Annotated in this window: 22 protein-coding genes; 9 read left to right on the forward strand and 13 right to left on the reverse strand. The window is 61.3% G+C overall.

Going from position 1 to position 18,011, the window contains the following annotated elements; genetic code table 11:
- Positions 1–4: 4 nt before the first annotated feature.
- From RRH01S_RS19630 to RRH01S_RS19650, 5 genes are all read right to left on the reverse strand, one after another.
- On the reverse strand, positions 5–1,255 hold the full coding sequence (locus RRH01S_RS19630) for an aminopeptidase (protein WP_012650832.1): 1,251 nt from the start codon (positions 1,253–1,255) through the stop codon (positions 5–7).
- Between the two features lie 94 nt (positions 1,256–1,349).
- Positions 1,350–1,823 carry a Cys-tRNA(Pro) deacylase gene (gene ybaK / locus RRH01S_RS19635; RefSeq protein WP_012650833.1) on the reverse strand — a complete coding sequence of 158 codons (474 nt, stop codon included), beginning with the start codon at positions 1,821–1,823 and terminating at the stop codon, positions 1,350–1,352.
- Positions 1,824–1,853: 30 nt separating this feature from the next.
- Entirely contained in the window at positions 1,854–2,081 is a 228-nt protein-coding gene (locus RRH01S_RS19640) for a toxin-antitoxin system HicB family antitoxin (protein ID WP_007693990.1), read from the reverse strand.
- 1 nt (position 2,082) lies between these two features.
- Positions 2,083–2,508 (reverse strand): putative toxin-antitoxin system toxin component, PIN family, encoded by a 426-nt coding sequence (locus tag RRH01S_RS19645; RefSeq protein WP_042473806.1) that lies wholly within the window; start codon positions 2,506–2,508, stop codon positions 2,083–2,085.
- Between the two features lie 46 nt (positions 2,509–2,554).
- Entirely contained in the window at positions 2,555–2,908 is a 354-nt protein-coding gene (locus RRH01S_RS19650; RefSeq protein ID WP_007693992.1) for an ArsC family reductase, read from the reverse strand.
- Between the two features lie 156 nt (positions 2,909–3,064).
- Between RRH01S_RS19650 and RRH01S_RS19655 the strand changes: the two genes are divergently transcribed.
- Both RRH01S_RS19655 and RRH01S_RS34460 read left to right on the forward strand, forming a co-directional pair.
- Entirely contained in the window at positions 3,065–3,586 is a 522-nt protein-coding gene (locus tag RRH01S_RS19655; protein ID WP_007693995.1) for a MarR family winged helix-turn-helix transcriptional regulator, read from the forward strand.
- Between the two features lie 142 nt (positions 3,587–3,728).
- A complete protein-coding gene (locus RRH01S_RS34460; RefSeq protein ID WP_007693996.1) occupies positions 3,729–3,884 on the forward strand; it encodes a hypothetical protein in 156 nt (51 codons plus the stop codon).
- A gap of 6 nt (positions 3,885–3,890) precedes the next feature.
- Here the strand turns inward: RRH01S_RS34460 and RRH01S_RS19660 are convergent, their stop codons facing one another.
- The 3 genes from RRH01S_RS19660 to RRH01S_RS19670 form a co-directional block, all read right to left on the reverse strand.
- Entirely contained in the window at positions 3,891–4,952 is a 1,062-nt protein-coding gene (locus tag RRH01S_RS19660; RefSeq protein ID WP_042473809.1) for a M14 family zinc carboxypeptidase, read from the reverse strand.
- Positions 4,953–5,064: 112 nt separating this feature from the next.
- The gene (locus RRH01S_RS19665; protein ID WP_042473812.1) at positions 5,065–6,246 is read right to left on the reverse strand and encodes an MFS transporter; all 1,182 of its coding nucleotides are present in this window, start codon (positions 6,244–6,246) and stop codon (positions 5,065–5,067) included.
- Between the two features lie 191 nt (positions 6,247–6,437).
- The gene (locus tag RRH01S_RS19670) at positions 6,438–7,412 is read right to left on the reverse strand and encodes a quinone oxidoreductase family protein (RefSeq protein WP_042473815.1); all 975 of its coding nucleotides are present in this window, start codon (positions 7,410–7,412) and stop codon (positions 6,438–6,440) included.
- Between the two features lie 60 nt (positions 7,413–7,472).
- Here RRH01S_RS19670 and RRH01S_RS19675 point away from each other — a divergent pair, with 60 nt between their 5' ends.
- Positions 7,473–8,384 (forward strand): LysR family transcriptional regulator, encoded by a 912-nt coding sequence (locus RRH01S_RS19675; protein WP_234711712.1) that lies wholly within the window; start codon positions 7,473–7,475, stop codon positions 8,382–8,384.
- Between the two features lie 92 nt (positions 8,385–8,476).
- Positions 8,477–10,135, forward strand: a complete 1,659-nt coding sequence (locus tag RRH01S_RS19680; protein ID WP_080705446.1) for a SulP family inorganic anion transporter — start codon at positions 8,477–8,479, stop codon at positions 10,133–10,135.
- Here the strand turns inward: RRH01S_RS19680 and RRH01S_RS19685 are convergent.
- Entirely contained in the window at positions 10,114–10,728 is a 615-nt protein-coding gene (locus RRH01S_RS19685) for a 2'-5' RNA ligase family protein (protein ID WP_042473818.1), read from the reverse strand. The genes RRH01S_RS19680 and RRH01S_RS19685 overlap by 22 nt on opposite strands.
- 183 nt (positions 10,729–10,911) lie before the next feature.
- Between RRH01S_RS19685 and RRH01S_RS19690 the strand changes: the two genes are divergently transcribed.
- Positions 10,912–11,475 (forward strand): methylated-DNA--[protein]-cysteine S-methyltransferase, encoded by a 564-nt coding sequence (locus RRH01S_RS19690; protein WP_042473821.1) that lies wholly within the window; start codon positions 10,912–10,914, stop codon positions 11,473–11,475.
- A 333-nt stretch (positions 11,476–11,808) separates the two neighbouring features.
- Positions 11,809–12,429 carry a hypothetical protein gene (locus tag RRH01S_RS19695; RefSeq protein WP_234711713.1) on the forward strand — a complete coding sequence of 207 codons (621 nt, stop codon included), beginning with the start codon at positions 11,809–11,811 and terminating at the stop codon, positions 12,427–12,429.
- A 266-nt stretch (positions 12,430–12,695) separates the two neighbouring features.
- Here RRH01S_RS19695 and RRH01S_RS19700 read toward each other — a convergent pair whose 3' ends face one another.
- Positions 12,696–13,634 carry a LysR family transcriptional regulator gene (locus RRH01S_RS19700; RefSeq protein ID WP_042473824.1) on the reverse strand — a complete coding sequence of 313 codons (939 nt, stop codon included), beginning with the start codon at positions 13,632–13,634 and terminating at the stop codon, positions 12,696–12,698.
- Between the two features lie 98 nt (positions 13,635–13,732).
- On the opposite strand from RRH01S_RS19700, the gene RRH01S_RS19705 reads away from it, so the two are divergent.
- Positions 13,733–14,530 (forward strand): NAD(P)H-dependent oxidoreductase, encoded by a 798-nt coding sequence (locus RRH01S_RS19705; RefSeq protein ID WP_037221015.1) that lies wholly within the window; start codon positions 13,733–13,735, stop codon positions 14,528–14,530.
- Between the two features lie 35 nt (positions 14,531–14,565).
- Here RRH01S_RS19705 and RRH01S_RS19710 read toward each other — a convergent pair whose 3' ends face one another.
- Positions 14,566–14,997, reverse strand: coding sequence for a winged helix-turn-helix transcriptional regulator (locus RRH01S_RS19710; protein ID WP_007694445.1), 432 nt, complete (start codon positions 14,995–14,997; stop codon positions 14,566–14,568).
- A gap of 90 nt (positions 14,998–15,087) precedes the next feature.
- On the opposite strand from RRH01S_RS19710, the gene RRH01S_RS19715 reads away from it, so the two are divergent.
- Positions 15,088–15,903, forward strand: coding sequence for an oxidoreductase (locus RRH01S_RS19715; protein ID WP_042473829.1), 816 nt, complete (start codon positions 15,088–15,090; stop codon positions 15,901–15,903).
- A 40-nt stretch (positions 15,904–15,943) separates the two neighbouring features.
- The gene (locus RRH01S_RS19720; RefSeq protein ID WP_007694447.1) at positions 15,944–16,945 is read left to right on the forward strand and encodes an NADP-dependent oxidoreductase; all 1,002 of its coding nucleotides are present in this window, start codon (positions 15,944–15,946) and stop codon (positions 16,943–16,945) included.
- A gap of 68 nt (positions 16,946–17,013) precedes the next feature.
- Here RRH01S_RS19720 and mug read toward each other — a convergent pair whose 3' ends face one another.
- Both mug and RRH01S_RS19730 read right to left on the reverse strand, forming a co-directional pair.
- Positions 17,014–17,568 carry a G/U mismatch-specific DNA glycosylase gene (mug, locus tag RRH01S_RS19725; protein ID WP_042473831.1) on the reverse strand — a complete coding sequence of 185 codons (555 nt, stop codon included), beginning with the start codon at positions 17,566–17,568 and terminating at the stop codon, positions 17,014–17,016.
- Positions 17,569–17,638: 70 nt separating this feature from the next.
- Complete coding sequence (locus tag RRH01S_RS19730) at positions 17,639–18,010, reverse strand: YciI family protein (RefSeq protein ID WP_042473833.1); 372 nt, start codon at positions 18,008–18,010, stop codon at positions 17,639–17,641.
- Between the last annotated feature and the right edge of the window lies 1 nt (position 18,011).

Below are 18,011 nucleotides of genomic sequence, written 5' to 3' on the forward strand. Positions count from 1 at the left end.
TTGCTTACGCCCACTCACCCTTGCGCATGACCGGCACGCTGGAGCCATCCGGCTTGATGCCGTCGATGTCGACCTTGTCAGAGCCGATCATCCAGTCGATGTGGATCAGGCTGGAATTGCCGCCCTGCGCCGTGATCTGTTCCTGGCTGAGCGTTGCGCCGTCGACGAAGCACTTGGAGTAGCACTGGCCGAGCGCGATGTGGCAGGAGGCGTTTTCGTCGAACAGCGTGTTGTAGAACAGAATGCCGCTGGCCGAGATCGGCGAGGAATGCGGCACCAGCGCCACTTCGCCGAGCCGGCGTGCGCCCTCGTCGGTGTCGAGCACCTTGTTCAGCACCTCTTCGCCACGCGTTGCCTTGGCCTCGACAATGCGCCCGCCTTCGAAGCGCACCTGGATATTGTCGATCAGCGTGCCCTGATGCGACAGCGGCTTGGTCGAGGAGACATGGCCTTCGACGCGCAGCGCATGCGGCGTGGTGAAGACCTCTTCCGTCGGGATGTTGGGGTTGCAGGTGATGCCGTTCTTGGCCGTCGAAGCGCCGCCATGCCATTCATGACCATCGGCAAGGCCGACCTTCAGGTTGGTGCCCGGACCCTGGAAATGCAGCGTGGCGAAGCGCTGGCCGTTCATCCATTCCGACCGCTTGCGCAGATTGGCATTGTGCTCGGCCCAGGCGGCCACCGGGTCCTCGACATCGACGCGCGAAGCCGAGAAGATCGCCTTGGCAAGCTTGGCAACGGCAATCACTTCCGGATCGTCCGGGAAGACCAGTTTGGCCCAGGAAGGGTTCGGGTAGGAGACGATGTTCCAGTTGATGTCGAAATTGGAGATCTTTTCCAGCGCCGGTTTGTAGGCGGCCGAATTGGCGCGGTTGGCGCGCGCCACCTTGGCCGGATCCTGGCCGGAGAGCAGCATCGGATTGTCGCCGGAAATGGCGAGCCGCGCAGTATTGTTGGCAAAGGCCTTGCCCATGCCTTCATAGAGCCAGCTCGCCGCGCGATCGAAGCTCTCGTCATGGCCGTATTCGTAACGGGCGAGCGTGGTTTCCTCGTCCGAGTAAAAAGTTGAGACGAGCCCCGCGCCGGCCTTGTAGGCCTCGCGCGTGATCAGCCGCACCAACGGCATCGCCGCGACCGGCGCGGTGACGAGAAGATCCTGGCCCCCCTGCAATTGCAGCCCGACCTTCACGGCCACTTCGGCAAGCTTTTCCAGCTTGGCGGTATCGACGGGATGGTGGTTGGAGGCTGACGTCATGGCAAAACCTGCGTGCTGGGAATCGGAAAACGGTCCTCAGACTTAGACCGGTTTGCGGTGAAAATGAAGGCAGTTTGTCTGCCGCAGCGATTGATCAGGCGATCAGCGGCGCCGCATTGGCCTTCAGAACCCTGAGCGCGTCCTGAGGGCTCAATCGAACCTGAAGGCCGCGCTGGCCGCCGTTGATATAGACGTATGATTCGGTCATTGCCTGCGCTTCGATCGCAGTCGGCACGATCTTCTTCTGGCCGAAAGGGCTGATGCCGCCGACATGATAGCCCGTCAGCCGCTCGGCATCGACGGGCTTCATCATGCCAGCCGATTTGCCACCGAAAGCGGCGGCAAGCTTCTTCATGCTGACTTCATGGTCGGAAGGCACGACCACGCAAACCGGCTTGCCATCCACCTCCGCCATCAGCGTCTTCAACACCCGATGCGGTTCTTCGCCCAAAGCTTCCGCCGCCTGCATGCCGACGCGCTCGGCATTGGGATCGTAGTCATAGGCGTGAACCGTGAAGGCGACCTTGGCCTGGGTCAGCACTTGCGTGGCGCGGGTGGTCTTGGACATGCGGATACCAATGTGTTTAACAGTATGAGTTCATCCACGTTTGGAATGAATGCGATCGAGCTTTTCCAGAATTTCCAATCCGCGTGCCTTGTCACCGGTTGCCGCTCTGAGACGGAAGCGAGTTTCGGCGTCGAACTCAGTCAGTGCTTTCGTTGAAAGTTCTTCAAAGAGCTTGTTGAGGCTCGTGCCACGGGCAGCGGCGAGAGCCTTCAGTCGCTCGTGTTGATCGTTTGGAAGGCGGATTGTCAGTGTACTCATGTCAAAGCCTCCTTTGGGCAAGGAATTCACCCGCTGTACGAATCTCCAACTGCGGAAACAGCAATTCTGCTCGTGCGAAGTCTCTCTTATTTGCCGTTATCAGAGTCGAGGCACCGCCACCGACCGCTAGTTCGATCAAATGATTATCGGCTTCATCACGCAAGTTTGGTCGCCATAGATAATATATAGGCGTCCACAAACAACTTGAGAGGAAGGCATCTAGCAACGTCATACGATCTTGTTTCGATATTAGCCGGTCGTCAAAAAGGGTATCTCTTCCACATACATCTTCGTACTCAGCAAACAGAGCATTACCGATCAGTGGGAGCAAACTACCTTCGAGACAAAGACGAATGACACGGCGGGGCGCCCCGTCAGCATTCATCAATGCTGAGACAAAGATGTTCGTATCGACGACAACCTTCATGATGATTTGATAGCATATATGCTATCAGTTTGGAAGCCTCTCAGCCTTACTGGCTTTTCAAGGTACTCGCATAAATCTCCGGCTTGAACCCGATCAGCAATTGTCCATCCGCTTCCAGCACCGGGCGCTTGATCATCGAAGGCTGGGCCAGCATCAGGGCGATGGCCTTGTCTTTCGTGAGGTCGGCGCGGTCTGCCTCGGGCAACGCCCTGAAAGTGGTGCCGGCGCGGTTGAGGACGATTTCCCAGCCGGCTTCCGCTGTCCAGCGCTCCAAATGATCCCGGTCGATGCCGGCGGCTTTGTAATCATGGAAGTCATAGGCGATGCCGTGGCTCTCAAGCCAGGTCCGCGCCTTCTTCATCGTGTCGCAATTCTTGATGCCGTAAATGGTGATGGTCATATCGGTTCCGTCTCTTGCTGTATGTTATCGCTTAGCACGCGAGCGGAGATGGATGAAAGTCCGCAGGGCGGTGTAGCGGTTCGCCGTCCCCGTTGCGGTCCCAATCGAAACGCCTATAAATATGCATCATGCATATTTGTGGCTCGGAACTTAGGCATGACCGTTGATAGAGAGACATTGCGGCTGGAGAACATCTTTGGCGCCTTGAGCCTGGCTCTGGTCGACAAGATGGAAAAGGCCTTTGCCGACGAAACCGGCCTTGGTCCCAGCACCATTGCTGCCATCATCCAGATCGGCACTGAACCGGGGATGACGATCGAGACATTGCGCCGGATGATCGCGCTTTCTCATTCCGCCACCGTCCGCCTCGTTGACCAGCTTGTCACCGAAAACCTTGTGCTGCGCGCCGGCGGCGTCGAAGGAGACAGGCGCGCAAAGTCGCTGCAATTGACCGAGGCCGGCAGCGCGCTCTTCCACAAGAGCCTCGGCGCCCGCCGTGCCGTCATCCATCGCGCTTTCGCAACATTGGATGCGCAAGAGACGCGAGAGTTGGGCCGGCTGGCGGAAAAGCTTCTGCCGACTTTGGTCGATCTCGGCGCGGACCAGGATGTGGTCTGCCGCGTCTGCGACCAGGGGGTCTGCGATCAGCAGCGTTGTCCGATCACTTTCATGACCTGAGGCACAAAATTTATCGGCTTGACATTCGCTTCATATATATGCACACTGCATACATATATTTTCCATCCAGCGGACGTGATCTCTGTTCCGCAAAGGATGCTCGGGAAACATCGCCTGCATCAATCCGATCGGAGGCATGACCATGACAGGAAATCGCGTATTCCTTGGAAAGACGGCATCGCTCAACCAGCCGCGTCTTGCCGCAGTACTCAATCTGATCCGCAATGTCGGCGAGCTTCTCCGCCAGGCCACCGTCATCGCCTTCACCATGCGGTGCAAGGTCATCGGCGATCGCTGAGGCGCCTCAGTCTTCCAGCGTTCCCGGCTTGCGGGCGGCGGCACTCGGTCGGTCGCAGCCGATCTTCATCAGGTCGCCACGGCGGCGGACGAGGCGGTCGGAGACGCGGGTGACGATGAGGCCTGCCTGCGGAGCGTGAACATCGATCGTCCCGTTCTGCATGCCGGGCGCGGTGATGATCGTCGCCAGCAGATCGCCTTCCTCGACGCGCTCACCGATATTGCGATGGAAAAGCACGGTTCCGGCTTGTGGCGCGCGGATCATCTCGACATTATCGAGCGGCACGGCCGGGCCGGTGAAAGCGGAGAGGGTGACGCTGTCGTCCCTGACCGCGCCACGCGCGGCAAGGAAGCGCCAGAGCCCTTTAGCATCCTTCCGGGCCATCTCCGGATAGACATCGCGCGTGCCGCGCAGCTCGACGGTGACCGACAACTTGCCTGGCAGCTGTGCTTTCTTCTCGCCGGGCACCTCGTATTTCCAGGCAAAGCTCACCGCTTCCTCGAAGGCCGAGCTTTCGCCGTCCGACAGGAGCACGGCATCCATGTCCAGCGCTGCCGCCAGATCGGCGGCCTCCGGCCAGAAGGCGTCGTCGATATAGGCATATTGCAGGGATTCGTCGTCGCAATGCAGGTCGATCACCAGATCGGCGCCGAGCGCCATGTGGATCAGCTGCCGCTTCAGCCGATCGACGGCGGAATAGCGCTCCAGGTTTGCGATCAGTAGATGGCGATCGCGTAGCGAGATCAGCGGGAAATCGCGGTTGAAATTGGTTCGCGAGCCCAGGTCGAAGCGGCCCTGCATCTCGCCGAAGTGCGATTGCGCCGCACCGATCGGGTTGGCGTGCGGCACGACGGTGATATCACGCAGAAGCGCGCCATCTGCTTCGGCCTGCCGCAGCCGCTCGCAAAGGAAATGGACAAGCGCCGTGCCCGGCAACTCGCCGGCATGCAGCGCAGCCTGGATGTAGATCTTCGGAGCATCCGGCTTGCTGCCTGTGAAATGCAGCACCGGCAGCCGCCATGCGATCCCCGTGGTATCGCCTTCGAGAACGATTTCGGTGATGTTCATGCGCCTGTCTCCCAGCTGTGATCGTCGCAGGTCCATACCAAGCCGTGGTCGTTTCGCGCAACGATTATCGGGCGGCGGGATCAAAGGCTTCGGCTTGGCGAAGCCTTTGGCTCTATGCGTTGCTGGTCTTGCGCAGCCAGAAGCAGATCGCAAGGCTGAGCAGGACGGCGCCGCCGCCGAGGAGGAAGGGCGCCGTATAGCCGAAGTGATCGGCGAGTATGCCGGCGATAGGGCCGGTGCCTCCGAGTGCCACATCGAGGAACATCGAATAGAGGCCGAGCGCCACGCCGCGATTCTGCGGCGGAATGCGTGCCATCGCCTCGTTGCCGAGCGCCGGGAACACCGGCGCGAAACCGGCGCCGGCAAGGGCTGCGCCAATGATCGCGACCGTGGGCGTCGGAGCAAGGGCAATCGTCAGCAGGCCGACGATCTCCAGCACCAGCGAGATACGCGCTAGCGGCAAGCCGCCGAAGCGGGCGACGGCTTGCGCCAATCCGAGGCGGATGCCCATGAAGGCGAGGCCAAAGGCGCTCAATGCCAGTGAAGCCCCGTCCCAACCGCGATTGTGGAAAAACAGGGCGACAAAGGCCATGACGACGCCAAAACCGCTGGAGGCCAGTGCCAGCGCCACGCCATAAGGCAGGATGCGGCCGAGCACCTGGCCGGTGCCGATGCCCTTTTCCTTGATGCCGGGCACCGGTGGCCGAGTCTGCGCCAGCATCAAACCGGCAATCGCCAGGCCGATCGTCACAGCACCGATGGCAACGAAGCCGTATTGCCCCTCCAGCCAGGCGCCGAAGGGGGCCGCAAGGGCGATGCCGCCATAGGTGGCGATGCCGTTCCACGAGATGATGCGGACGGTTTCGCGCGATCCCATCAGGCCGATTGCCCAGGTGATCGCTGCCGTGCTGACCAGGCTTTCGCCGATACCGAGCGCCAGACGTCCGGCAAGCAGCAGCGACAGGCTCGCCGCCGGAATGTCCGTCACAAGCGCCGATGCCAGCGTCAGGGTGCCGCAAAGCCCATAGGCGAAAAAGCCGAGGAAGACCGAACGGCGCGGCCCGTACTGGTCGCACAACCGGCCGACTTGTGCGCGGCTGACAATGGTCGCCACATATTGCGTGCTGATGGCGATGCCGGCCCAGACGACACCGAAGCCGAGGCCGCTGTCGACATGAGTCGGCAGCACCGCAAGCGGCAGGCCGATGGCCAGATAGCCAAAGAAGGTCAGCGCGACGATGGAGATTAGGGTCAGTGCCGAGTTGGACTGGATGGTCTGAGAGGCAGTGTTCACGAGATATCGCCTGCGGGCACCGGTCAAGCGGTGTCCATGCTGTTTGCCACGACGGGTCGGGGGTTATACCGGATGGAAATGGCAGCGATGCCACGCCCAATTGGTATCAGGCAAAAGCGGGTCCGGTCAATGGAAGTGCTGCTATGCAGCAAAGACCATTGACGGGATCAAGCGATTGTGTTGCCCGCAGTTCACATCGTCAAAACCACGCTTGCCGTCGTCCGCCCGGCCTCCAGATCGGCATGGGCGATGGCCGCATCCTTGAGCGTGTATTCCGCGCCGATCGGATTGATCAGGCCGGCCTGCAGTTCCGCCATGAGGATCTCCGCGCCTTGCCGGTAAAGGTCGGGATCGTTGGCATAGACGAGCACGCTCGGACGAGAAAGCGCGATGGCCCGAGGAGCGGTCAATTCCTCGATCTCGATCGGCGGGATGGGGCCGGCGGGCTGTCCGAGACTGGCGACCATGCCGAAGGGGCGCACGGCGGCGAGCGTCTGCGACAGCATCGCGCCGCCGATGCCGTCTATGGCGAAATGCACGCCCCGGCGGTCGGCGATGCGGCGGGTTTCCTCCACCCAATCCTCGGATGTGTGCAGGAGTACAGTGTCGGCGCCGGCCTCATAGGCAAACTCCGCCTTGGCTTCCGAGCCGACCGTGGCGATGACGTTTGCGCCGAGCCGCTTGGCCCAGCGGGTGACGATCTGCCCGACGCCGCCGGCGGCCGCATGCACCAGGATCCATTCGCCTGGCTGCACGGGATGGACCTTGTGGAGCAGCATCTGCGCGGTCAGCCCGCGCAGCATCGTGCTGCCGGCAAGCCGCTCACTGACGCCATCGGGCAGCTTTATCAGCCGCGAGGCGGGCAGGGTGCGCATCTCGGCGTAGCTTCCGAGCGGATGACCGACATAGGCGACGCGATCGCCGACCTTCAGGCCTTCGACGTCGGGGCCAATAGCATCGACGATGCCGGCGCCCTCGAAGCCGAGAATGGTCTGGCCGGGTGGTCGTGGGTAAAGACCCGAGCGAATATAGATATCGACGAAATTGACGCCGGAGATGCTTTGGCGGATGCGGGCCTGACCGGGACCGGGCTCGGTGACGGGGAGATCAACGAGCTGCATCGTCTCGGGGCCGCCGGGGCTGTTCATGGCAATGGCGAGGGGCATAGAGGTAGTCTCCTTTCAGACGCAGTTTTGATCACAAAGCTGCGCCTGAATAAATTCGGTATGAGCTCACCATATCTGTGCAATAATGCACAGATGATCGATTGGCAGGACCTTCTTCATTTTGCCTCTCTGGCGCGGACCGGCTCGCTCTCGGCGGCGGCGCGCGAGCTTGGCGTGGACCATGCCACCGTCGGCCGGCGCATCGCCGCGTTGGAGCGCACGCTTGACCTTCGCCTGATCGACCGCCGGCCGCGCACCTCGCCGCTCACGGCCGATGGCAGGGCGATTGCCGAGCTGGTGACCGGCATGGAGGAGAATGTCGAGGCGATCAGGCGGTATTCGAAGAGCGCCGTCGCCGGCCTGTCCGCCGCCGTCAAGATCAGCGCGCCACCATCCATCGCCGCCCATCTGATTGCTCCAAAAGCAGTCGGCTTCCGTGCCGAGCATCCCGACATTACGCTGACCATCGCCGGCGTGACGCGGCGCGCGGCGCTCGATCACGGCGAAGCCGACATCGCCGTGCGTATGACGCGCCCCGAGGAGAGTGACCTCCTGGTGCGGCGCATCGGCGTGATGCGGTTCGGGCTTTACGCGATACCTGAGATTGCCGAGACACCGGAGGAGGACTGGGTCTTCATCGGATATGACGCGGCGCTGGAGCATCTGACGCAGCAGACCTGGCTGCGCAGCCTGCTGGCCGGCCGCCCCATCGTCTTCCGCGCCGGCGATATCTTCGGCCAGCTGGAGGCAGCGCGCGCGGGTCTCGGCGTCGTAGCTCTCCCCGCCTTCCTGGGTGACGGCGAGGCGGCCCTCACGCGGTTGTCGACGGCCATCCCTTCGCCAACGCGCGACCTCTGGCTCGTGACCTACCCCGATCTCCGCCGCTCGCCCGCGATCCGGGCAGTGATGGATTTCGTCAGCGAGACGATTGGTCGGAGCTGCCCGCTTCGGGATGCGGACGCGGCCAATTAGGGCGATGGTTCGCGCCCTTTTGTTTTCCTGTTGCAGCTCATTAGCGAATCTCTACACATAGTCGGATTGGCGGTTTCTATGGTCGGTGATCGATGACGAAGTTGAGTGGCTTGCCCGCAATCAACAAAGCCGATGTCATCGCGGGCATATCGGTCGCCGGTCTCATGCTGCCGGAGGCCGTTGCCTATGCCGGTATTGCCGGCCTGCCGCCGCATCGGGCCATTCTCGCCGGTATCGCCGGCTGTCTCGTCTACGCGATCTTCGGGCGCAGCCGCTTCGCGATCGTCTCGCCGACATCGTCCTCCGCCGCCATTCTGGCCGCCACGTTGGCGATCGTGCCGGGAGACGCCACCGTCAAGGCCGGCCTTGCGACCGTCGCCGTCGCCCTTGCCGGCATTCTCTTCGTCATTGCCTCGGCATTGCGCCTCGGCGGCATCACCGGCTTCATCTCGCGCCCGGTGCTGCGCGGCTTCGCGCTGGGATTGGCGATCACCATCATCCTGCATCAGCTGCCGATTCTGGTCGGCACCTCCGTGCAGGGCTCCAATATCTTCAGCTATGCCGCCGCGCTGTTTGCGGCGATCCCGCAATGGAATCCGGTGAGCGTCGCGGTCGGTGTCGTAGCGCTCGCTGCTCTGCTGCTGGTCAAGCGCCTGCCAGGTATTCCCGGCGCCTTTCTGGTGCTGGCGGCCGGCATTCTCAGCTCCTTCGTCCTCGACCTGGCCGGCCACGGCGTCAAGCTTGTCGGGACGATCGAGGTCCTGCCGCAATGGCCCTCACTGCCCGATGCCGGCTGGGTGGCTTATTCGCGGCTGGCGCAGTTCACCGTGCCGCTGGTGCTCATTCTCTTTGCCGAATCCTGGGGAACGATGCGGGCCTTGGCGCTGCGCTATGGCGATACGCTGGCGGTCAATCGCGAGCTGGGGGCACTTGGCTTTGCCAATATCGCCAGCGCCGTCGTTCAGGGCATGCCGGTCGGCGCCGGTTTTTCCGCCGGTTTCGCTAGCGAGGCGGCGGGCGCGAAGACGCGCGCCACGGCGGTTTTTGCCGCGATCGGCCTTGCCATCCTGATTGCCTGCGCCGGGCCGCTGGTGGCGCGGTTGCCGGAGCCGGTGCTCGCCGCCGTGGTGATCGCGGCGCTGACGCATGCTCTCGACCCCAGCCCGATCCTGCGCCTGAGGCGGCTTCATCGCGATTTCTACGTTGCCCTCGGCGCCACGGCCGGCGTGCTGATTTTCGGCGTCCTCAACGGTATGCTACTGGCGATCGCACTGTCGCTGGCCGCGATGATGCATCGCCTGGCCTCGCCCTATATCGCCCGGCTCGGGCGGCTTGGAAGCAGCCACAATTTCGTTGACCTCAGCCGTCATCAGGAGGCGTCGGAAACGCCCGGCGTCGCCATCTGGCGCCCTGGCGAGCCGCTGTTTTTCGGTAATGCCGATACGATCTTCGGTGAGATCCTGTCGCGCAGCCGAGGAGAAGCGGGGATCAGGGCTGTCGTCCTCAGCCTCGAGGAGAGCTCCGACCTCGACAGCACCGCGCTCGATGCACTGATGGAATTCGATGGCGCCATGCGCGTCGCCGGCATCCGCCTGCAATTCGCCCGCGTCCACGACCGCGTCCGCGATTTGATGACAGCGGCCGGCATGGCTGATGTCGATGGTTGTTGCAGCTTCAGCGTCGACGATGCGATCGCGGCGGTTGGGCAGGCAGCAAAGAGCAGTGCGGCTCAGTCCGATAGCAGCCAGTAGCAAAGATGTTCGTGCCTGGCCTTGCCCTGCAGGCTGTTGACGAGCACGAAATCCCGGACGGTCCAGGTGACGGGCCTTTCGAGCATGACCTCCGGAATGAGATGGCCCTGATAGAGCAGCGTCATATGCGGCTCGAATTTTCCTCCATCGTCATTGGCGAATCCGGTGAGCTGCATGGCATCGTTCAACTCTCGATGGAGCGCCTTCAGCTCCGCATTTCCGTCCCTGTTCCAGAGAACCAGCGGGCGATTGTCGCCACCCCCGAAGCTGACCGCCCGGTCAAACTCCACCTGGAAGGATCGCCTCCTGACGGTCGATGCTGCCTGCATTGCCGCAAACGCCGCTTCCTCCGGCAGGCCGCGATAGGAGCCGATCCTATAAAGCGAGATATGAGACAGATCCGGGCGGCGCGGCTTTGCCGAAAAGCCATGTTGCAGGCGCAGATCGTTCGCCATGTCGACACTTGCCGAGGCTATGTCCGGGTCCGGCAGGATGGCGAAATAAAGGGCCTCCACATGCGTTGGATCGGCTTTGGATTTTCGCATCCGCGATCCCGCTCCGAGATTGAGCGAAAGCTGTCCGTTGTTTCTCATGGGATTGCTTCAAAGCCAAGCGGCCTTGCCTTGTCCTGTACGCGAAAATTCTGCGTATCCTAAGATCGCATAGTTGCAAAATCAAGAACAAAAGAGGAACATACGATCCATGCAAGAATCGGGTTGAACTTGGCCGTCCGAAGCACGATTCTCATGGCCAAGTGGAAACATGGAGCTTTTGCCATGAATGATGCACAGCAATATTATCTGATCTTCGAAACCGCGGGCGGCTTCTGCGGGATCACCTGGAACGATATCGGCGTTACGCGCTTTCAGTTGCCGACGAAAGACGCCGGCTCGACCGAGCGCCTTCTGTTACGGCGTTTATCGGATGCCCGGCTGGGCACCCCGACGCCGGATGTGGCCAACGCGGTCGCCGCCGTGAAGCGCTATTTTGCGGGCGAGCAAATCGACTTTTCCGGTGTCAAACTGGATCTCGGTGAACAGGATGCCTTCTTCAATCAGATCTACGCTGCGGCGCGTGAGATCGGATGGGGCCACACCACGACCTACGGCGCGCTGGCCAAGCAGCTCGGCGCGGGACCGGAAGCTGCCCGCGATGTCGGCCGGGCCATGGCGCGGAACCCGGTGGCGCTGATCATCCCCTGCCATCGGGTGCTTGCCGCCGGTGGCAAGATCGGCGGCTTCTCGGCGCCCGGCGGCTCGACCGCCAAGGCCCGCATGCTGGAACTCGAAGGCGTCCAGCTCGCGCCGCCGAAGCCCGTGCAGCAATCCCTGGGGTTTTAGGCGGATAGCCGTAAAATGTCCGCCGGGCAGAGTTCGGAGTGTGCTGCCGATCATATGCAATGGCCCCATTGGTCGGCAGACAATCAATGCCGAACGGCAACCGCGCGGACGGCCTCGGCGAAAGCCCGAGATGGGGTATGATCTTAATTTTCTTCGACTCTCTCTTGCGGTTTCTGCGGGCGCCATTGTAGGGAGTGGTATTGTCCCTCCCAGAATTTCTTCAAAATGACCGCAATTTCAGGCGTTTCCCAGACGCCACCCCATAAGCCTCTTTCAAAAAAGAAACATGGCGCGATCTTTCAGCTCCTTCTTCGTCATATTGTCAGGGGAGCGGTGACAAGTACGCAGGATCCCGAGGAGTATTCGGCGTTTTCCCAAGGTATCTCCGGTGAGATGCCAAACGGTGGCGATGTCATACTTGCCGCCTGCAACGATAATTATTATCGGCTTTTTGCGGTCGACCTCATCCAATCGATCGAGCTGCTTGGAATTCCGCAGCGGTTGCACCTTCATCTTCTGGAGCCTTCCAAGGCTATTCTCGATGAGGCGACGCAGCTACGCGCCACGCTGAAGCATGTTCAGCTGACGTTTACCGTTGATTCCTGTGTTCTTGCCGACAGGCTCGCCTATCGGACCGTCTATTACACAGCGGCGCGGTTCCTGTTGGCGCCGATATTGCTGAATGAAGGCGTGGAGCGGCTTCTGATCATCGATGTCGATGCGGTGATGAACAAATCGCCATGGCAGTTTTTCAGCGACAAGGCAGCGTTTCGGAGCGGCGGTTTTATCTTCCGGCCTGAAAAGCGCAAGCACTGGTATCGTGTTCTCGCCTCAGCGGTCTTTTTCAACAACTCCGGTGGGTCCGTTCGGCTTGCGGAAACGCTCGCCCGCAGCCTGGCCCAAACTTTCAGATACAAACCCAAATATCACATCGACCAGATTCTACCCTATTAGATATGCAGCCTAGCGCGACGTCGCTTTTGGGATTTTTCGACCTTCGATATTCCGGAGGGCCTGATGAGCTATTCCTATGAAAGCGGTGCGGCCTTTTGGACGGTGAAGGGCAAATCCAACATCGATCAATTCGTAAACGAACGCGACAAGCTCCTTTCGGCCTCGTAGATCCAGCTGAAAGTCCGCATGGTCGGCAAAAGTGCTCTGGCGGAATGCGTGGAGCGCTTATCTCAGGGTCGTAGCGGCCTTCGAAGATCCCGGTCGGGCTAGATGCTGTTCCGTTCGCCAGGTTGCCCGATGCCGGCAATGCCGCCGATCTCTTGCGCAAGGAAATCGATCAGCAGCCGGACCCGGGCAATTCCCGCCCGCTCGGGAACGATCAGCATGCTGAGTGGAACCGGTGACAGTGCATAGTCCGGCAGAATTGCCACGAGCCGGCCGGTCGCCAGCAGATCGTCGACGAGCCAGTGATGGGTGGGGGCGATGCCGCGTCCTGCGACGAGGGCCTCGCGTGCCGCAAGTCCGTGGTCGACGCGGAATCGTCCGCCGAAAGGCACCATATGGCGCTTGCCATCAGGCCCTTGCAGGACGAGCGTATCGCTGCCCGCTATGTTCGACATTCGGATGCCCTCATGATCGCACAAGTCCTGCGGGACGACAGGTGTCCCCCGCGCCGCCAGATAGGCGGGTGCGGCGGCCAGCAGGCGCCGGCTTTGACCGAGGGCTCGCAGCTTCGTGGAACTGTCAGCGAGCGGACCGAGGCGCAACGCAATATCGACGCCTTCTTCGACAAGGTCGACGCGTTCGTCGGTAAGACTGAGATCGACCGCGATCTCGGGATAGCGGTCCTGAAAGGCGAAGATCATCCGGCTGATATGCAGGACGCCGAAGGCCGCCGTGCAGGATATGCGGATCGTGCCGGCCGGCGCGCCGCGCGTGCTGCGGGCCTCGTCGCCGGCCTGTTCGACAAGCCGCAGGATCTGGATGCTGTCGGCATAGTAGCGGCTGCCTTCGTCGGTCATAGTGACGCGCCGGGTGGTTCTCGATAGCAGGGGGACGCCGACGGCCTCCTCGAGCTCCCGCAGATGCCGGGTCACCGTCGACTGACCTATTCCGAGCTCGCGTGCCACCGCGGACAGGCTGCCGCGCTCCGCCACGCGGACGAAGGTTCGCATGCGCTCCAGCGTGACATCGGATTTATCCATTTTTCGGCATAGTTTTATCCATTGCCTAGATATAGCGGATCATTCTGGCGTTGACTACTTTGTGGGTCAATCTTCCATCACTCAAGGATCGCTGCCCCATGAAAGTTCTGCTTGTCTTCGCCCATCCCGAACCTCGCTCGCTCAACGGCGCGCTGCGCGACGTCGCCATCAAGGAGCTGGAAGCCCAGGGCCATGAGGTACGGGTGTCAGACCTCTATGCCGACGGCTGGAAATCCGAGATTGACCGCGCCGACTTCCCTTCGTTGGCGCCGGATGCACGTCTTATAGCGGTCGCTGCCTCCAAGAATGCCTTTGATGCCGACACGTTGACCGACGATGTCAAAGCCGAGATCGAGAAGCTCCTCTGGGCGGATACCCTGATCCTGCAATTCCCTCTCTGGTGGTTCTCCATGCCGGCCATCCTGAAGGGCTGGGTCGAGCGGGTCTTTGCTTATGGTTTCGCCTATGGCGTCGGCGAACATAGCGATAAGCGATGGGGGGATCGTTACGGGGAGGGCACCCTGGCGGGCAAGCGCGCGATGCTGATCGTCACCGCCGGCGGCTGGGAGGCGCATTACTCGCCGCGCGGGGTCAATGGGCCAATCGACGACCTGCTTTTCCCGATCAATCACGGCATCCTCTATTATCCCGGCTATGACGTGCTGCCGCCCTTCGTGACCTACAGCGTCGATCGTCTCGATGAAGCCGGCTTCGGGTCCGTTGCCGAAGGCCTGCGCGAGCGGATGCGGACGCTCGGCTCCACGCCGCCCATCCCCTATCGGCAACAGAATGGCGGCGATTATCTGATCCCGAGCATGCAGCTCCGCCCGGAGTTGGGCGAGACCGCTGCGACCGGCTTTGTCCTGCATTTGAAGGATGAGACGATGGCTGATTAGCCGGGGGGGCCGCTCTTCCCCGTGGTTTGTACGGTTTACTTCGGCATAACGATGCGAATAGGGCGGGTTCCGATCGGAGTACCGGTCGTGCGATCGATGGTGACAGGATCGATCTCCGTTCCGGTCTCGGCATCGAAGAACCGGGTGACACCGTCGGTGTTGCGGTGTTTTCGCCCCCAGGCGCCGATCGCGAACAAGACCGGCAGGAAATCCAAGCCCGCTTCGGTCAGCACGTACTCATCGCGCGGCGGGCGTTCCGAGTAGCGCCGCTTCTCCAGCAATCCATCCTCGGTTAGTGCCGCAAGCCGACGGGTGAGGATCGTAGGCGCGATGCTGAGGCTCTTGCGGAATTCATCGAAACGGGTGAGCCCGGCATGAGCGTCCCGCAGGATAAGCATGCTCCATGCATCCCCCACCAGAGCGAGGCTGCGGGCGATCAGGCATGGTTGGTCCGAAAGATTCTGCATGTTAGTATCTTTTTGATAGTGACTTAGTTTCGAAATGATAGTAACTTAGTTTTCATCGATGTTCCATGACAAAAATGAAAGCTGAGACAAATGAGCAATAAAGAACGCGGCGTCGCCCTGGTCACGGGCGCTTCCTCCGGCATCGGGCTGGCAACGGCGCGAGCACTGCGGCGCAATGGCTACCGGGTGTTCGGAACCAGCCGCAAGCCGATGGCCGATACCTCGGATGGCGTGATAATGCTGGTCTGCGACGTCACCGACGACAGGTCCGTGCAGAACGTGGTTGACGATGTCGTGAGCCGCGCGGGGCGGATCGACCTTCTCGTCAACAATGCCGGGATCGGGCTGCTCGGAGGTGCCGAGGAGTCCTCTGCCGCACAGGCAAAGGCCCTGTTCGACGTGAATGTCTTCGGCGTCGTGCGTCTGACGAATGCTGTGCTGCCCGTCATGAGACGCCAACGGAAGGGCAGAATCATCAACATGAGCTCCATTCTCGGGCTCATTCCCGCTCCCTTTAACGCTCTTTATGCATCGACCAAGCACGCGATCGAGGGCTATTCGGAATCGCTTGACCACGAAGTGCGGACGCAAGGTATACGCGTCGTGCTGGTAGAGCCCGGCATCACCCGCACGGCTTTCGAGGAGAATCTCACGCGACCGGATCAGCCGCTTTCCGTGTATGATACCGTTCGTGCCGATGCTGAGAAGCTGATGCGTGAGATCGTCGAGACGGGGGATGCGCCCGAGATCGTCGCCGACATGGTGGTCAAGGCGGCCAATGCGACGGCACCGAAAAGACGGTACACTGCAGGAAAGGTGGCAGGCCAGATCCGCTTCATCCGCCGCTTCCTGCCGGAGTCGTTTGTCGACAAGAATCTCCGGAAATTCAACAGGCTTCCCGCCTGAGCCGCTAGCGCCGCAATCCTAGGAAAAGAGAGTTGTTATCATGAAGGCATTTCTGATCGATCGCTATGCGAAAGGCGCCGCTCTGCGATTCGGTGAAGCACCCGAGCCCGAGTTGCTGGACAACGACGTCCTGATCCAGATCCATGCCACCAGCGTAAACCCGCTGGACGGCAAGATCAGGGACGGCGAGTTCAAGCTTATCCTGCCATACCGCCTGCCGCTGATCCTCGGCAATGATGCGGCGGGCGTCGTGGTCCGGGTCGGCTCCAGGGTCCGGCGCTTTAAGCCGGGCGACGAAGTCTATGCACGTCCGGCCAAGGACCGCATCGGCACCTTCGCGGAGTTCATCGCGATGAACGAGGCCGATGTGGCGGCAAAGCCGAAGTCCCTGACGATGGAAGAGGCGGCATCGATGCCGCTCGTCGCGCTGACCGCCTGGCAGGCGCTTGTCGAGCGGGCAAAGCTGAAGAAGGGGCAGAAGGTTCTGATCCATGCCGGCTCGGGCGGCGTCGGGGCGATCGCCATCCAACTCGCCAAGCATATCGGCGCGACCGTGGCGACGACCACGAGCACCGCCAATGTCGATCTCGTCAGAAGCCTCGGAGCGGATGTCGTCGTCGACTACAAGAAGGACGATTTCGAAAATGTCCTGCAGGGATATGATGTCGTGCTGAACAGTCTTGGCAAGGATACGCTGGAGAAATCACTGCGCGTTCTGAAGCCGGGTGGTAAGCTCATCTCGATCTCCGGTCCGCCGGATCCGGAGTTTGCCAGAGAAAACGGTTCCGGCTGGCTGCTTCGGCAGGTCATGGGCGCCTTAAGCTTCGGCATCCGCAGGAAATCGAAACGTCATGGCGTCAGCTATTCGTTCCTCTTCATGAAGCCGAGTGGTGAACAGCTCGGGCAGATCGCAGCGCTGATCGAGACGGGAGCCATACGTCCCGTCATCGATCGGGTTTTCCCGTTCGAAAAGACCAATGAGGCGCTGGCTTACGTCGAGACCGGTCGCGCCAAGGGCAAGGTCGTGATCGCGGTGAAGTGAAGCGCGCAGGAACCGTCAGCCCCGCGAGCCGGCCGCGCGGGGCAGTCTCTTACGCTCTTCATTCCCGGCTACTCAATAAGGGCAGCCGCCCGATCGACCGCCAATTTCACCTCGCGATAATGTTCCGTCAATCTCGTGAGATCAAAGGCCCTGTTGAGTCCGCTCGGATTTGGAAGCACCCAGACCGAAGCGCCCGCAAATTCGTTGGGTTGCCTACCCCACTCGATATGCGCTCGAAGGCTGATCGCCGCATAGGCCGCCTTGCCTAGAAACGCCAGATTGCCGGGTGCAAGCTTTCTGATCTTGTCTTCCAGCGCTGGAGCTGCGGTGATGTAATCGCGCTTCGTAAGCTCGCTGGCGCTTTTCGTGGGACGCGAGACCGCCGATGTCAGGCCCAGGCCATATCTCAGCATCTCGCGTTCTTCCTCCGCCCGCAGCAGGCGGGGCGTAAATCCGGCGAGATGCAGGACACGCCAGAAGCGGTTGCTTCGGTTCGAGAAGTTGTGGCCATCACGATGGGCTGTGAGAGCAGGGTTCAAGCCGCAGAAGACCACGGAAAGGCGAGGGGCAAGAATCTCCGCTAGTCCGCTCGCCCGCGCTGCGATTTCGGCTTGGTCATCCATGTATGGCATTACCTTCGTATCAAACGTCCCTGGGGAGGCAAGGGCGCCTCCCGTGTTCTTCGGTGCTAGATTATTGGCGTAAATCAGCCATCTCGTATAGCGGCCGGATTTCGATTTCGCTCGGTCCCGGCATGGGATTGGGGCAGCGCTTCACCCAGGCGACCGCCTCCTCCATATCCTTGACGTCCCAGAGCCAGAAGCCGGCGACCAACTCGCGGGTCTCTGTGAAAGGTCCGTCGATGACCGTCCGACCCGGACCATCGAAGGCGATACGCTTGCCATGCGACGAGGGCTTGAGGCCGTCGGCGGCAACCAGGATGCCGGCATCGCGAAGCTCGTCGTTAAATCTGCCCATCGCCGCCATCATCTCCATGGTCTCGGGCGTGGGGAAAAACCCCTTTTCGCTGTCTTCGGTAGCCTTCACCAAAACCATAACACGCATC

It is taken from the genome of Rhizobium rhizogenes NBRC 13257, from assembly GCF_000696095.1.
Classification (GTDB): Bacteria; Pseudomonadota; Alphaproteobacteria; order Rhizobiales; family Rhizobiaceae; genus Rhizobium; species Rhizobium rhizogenes.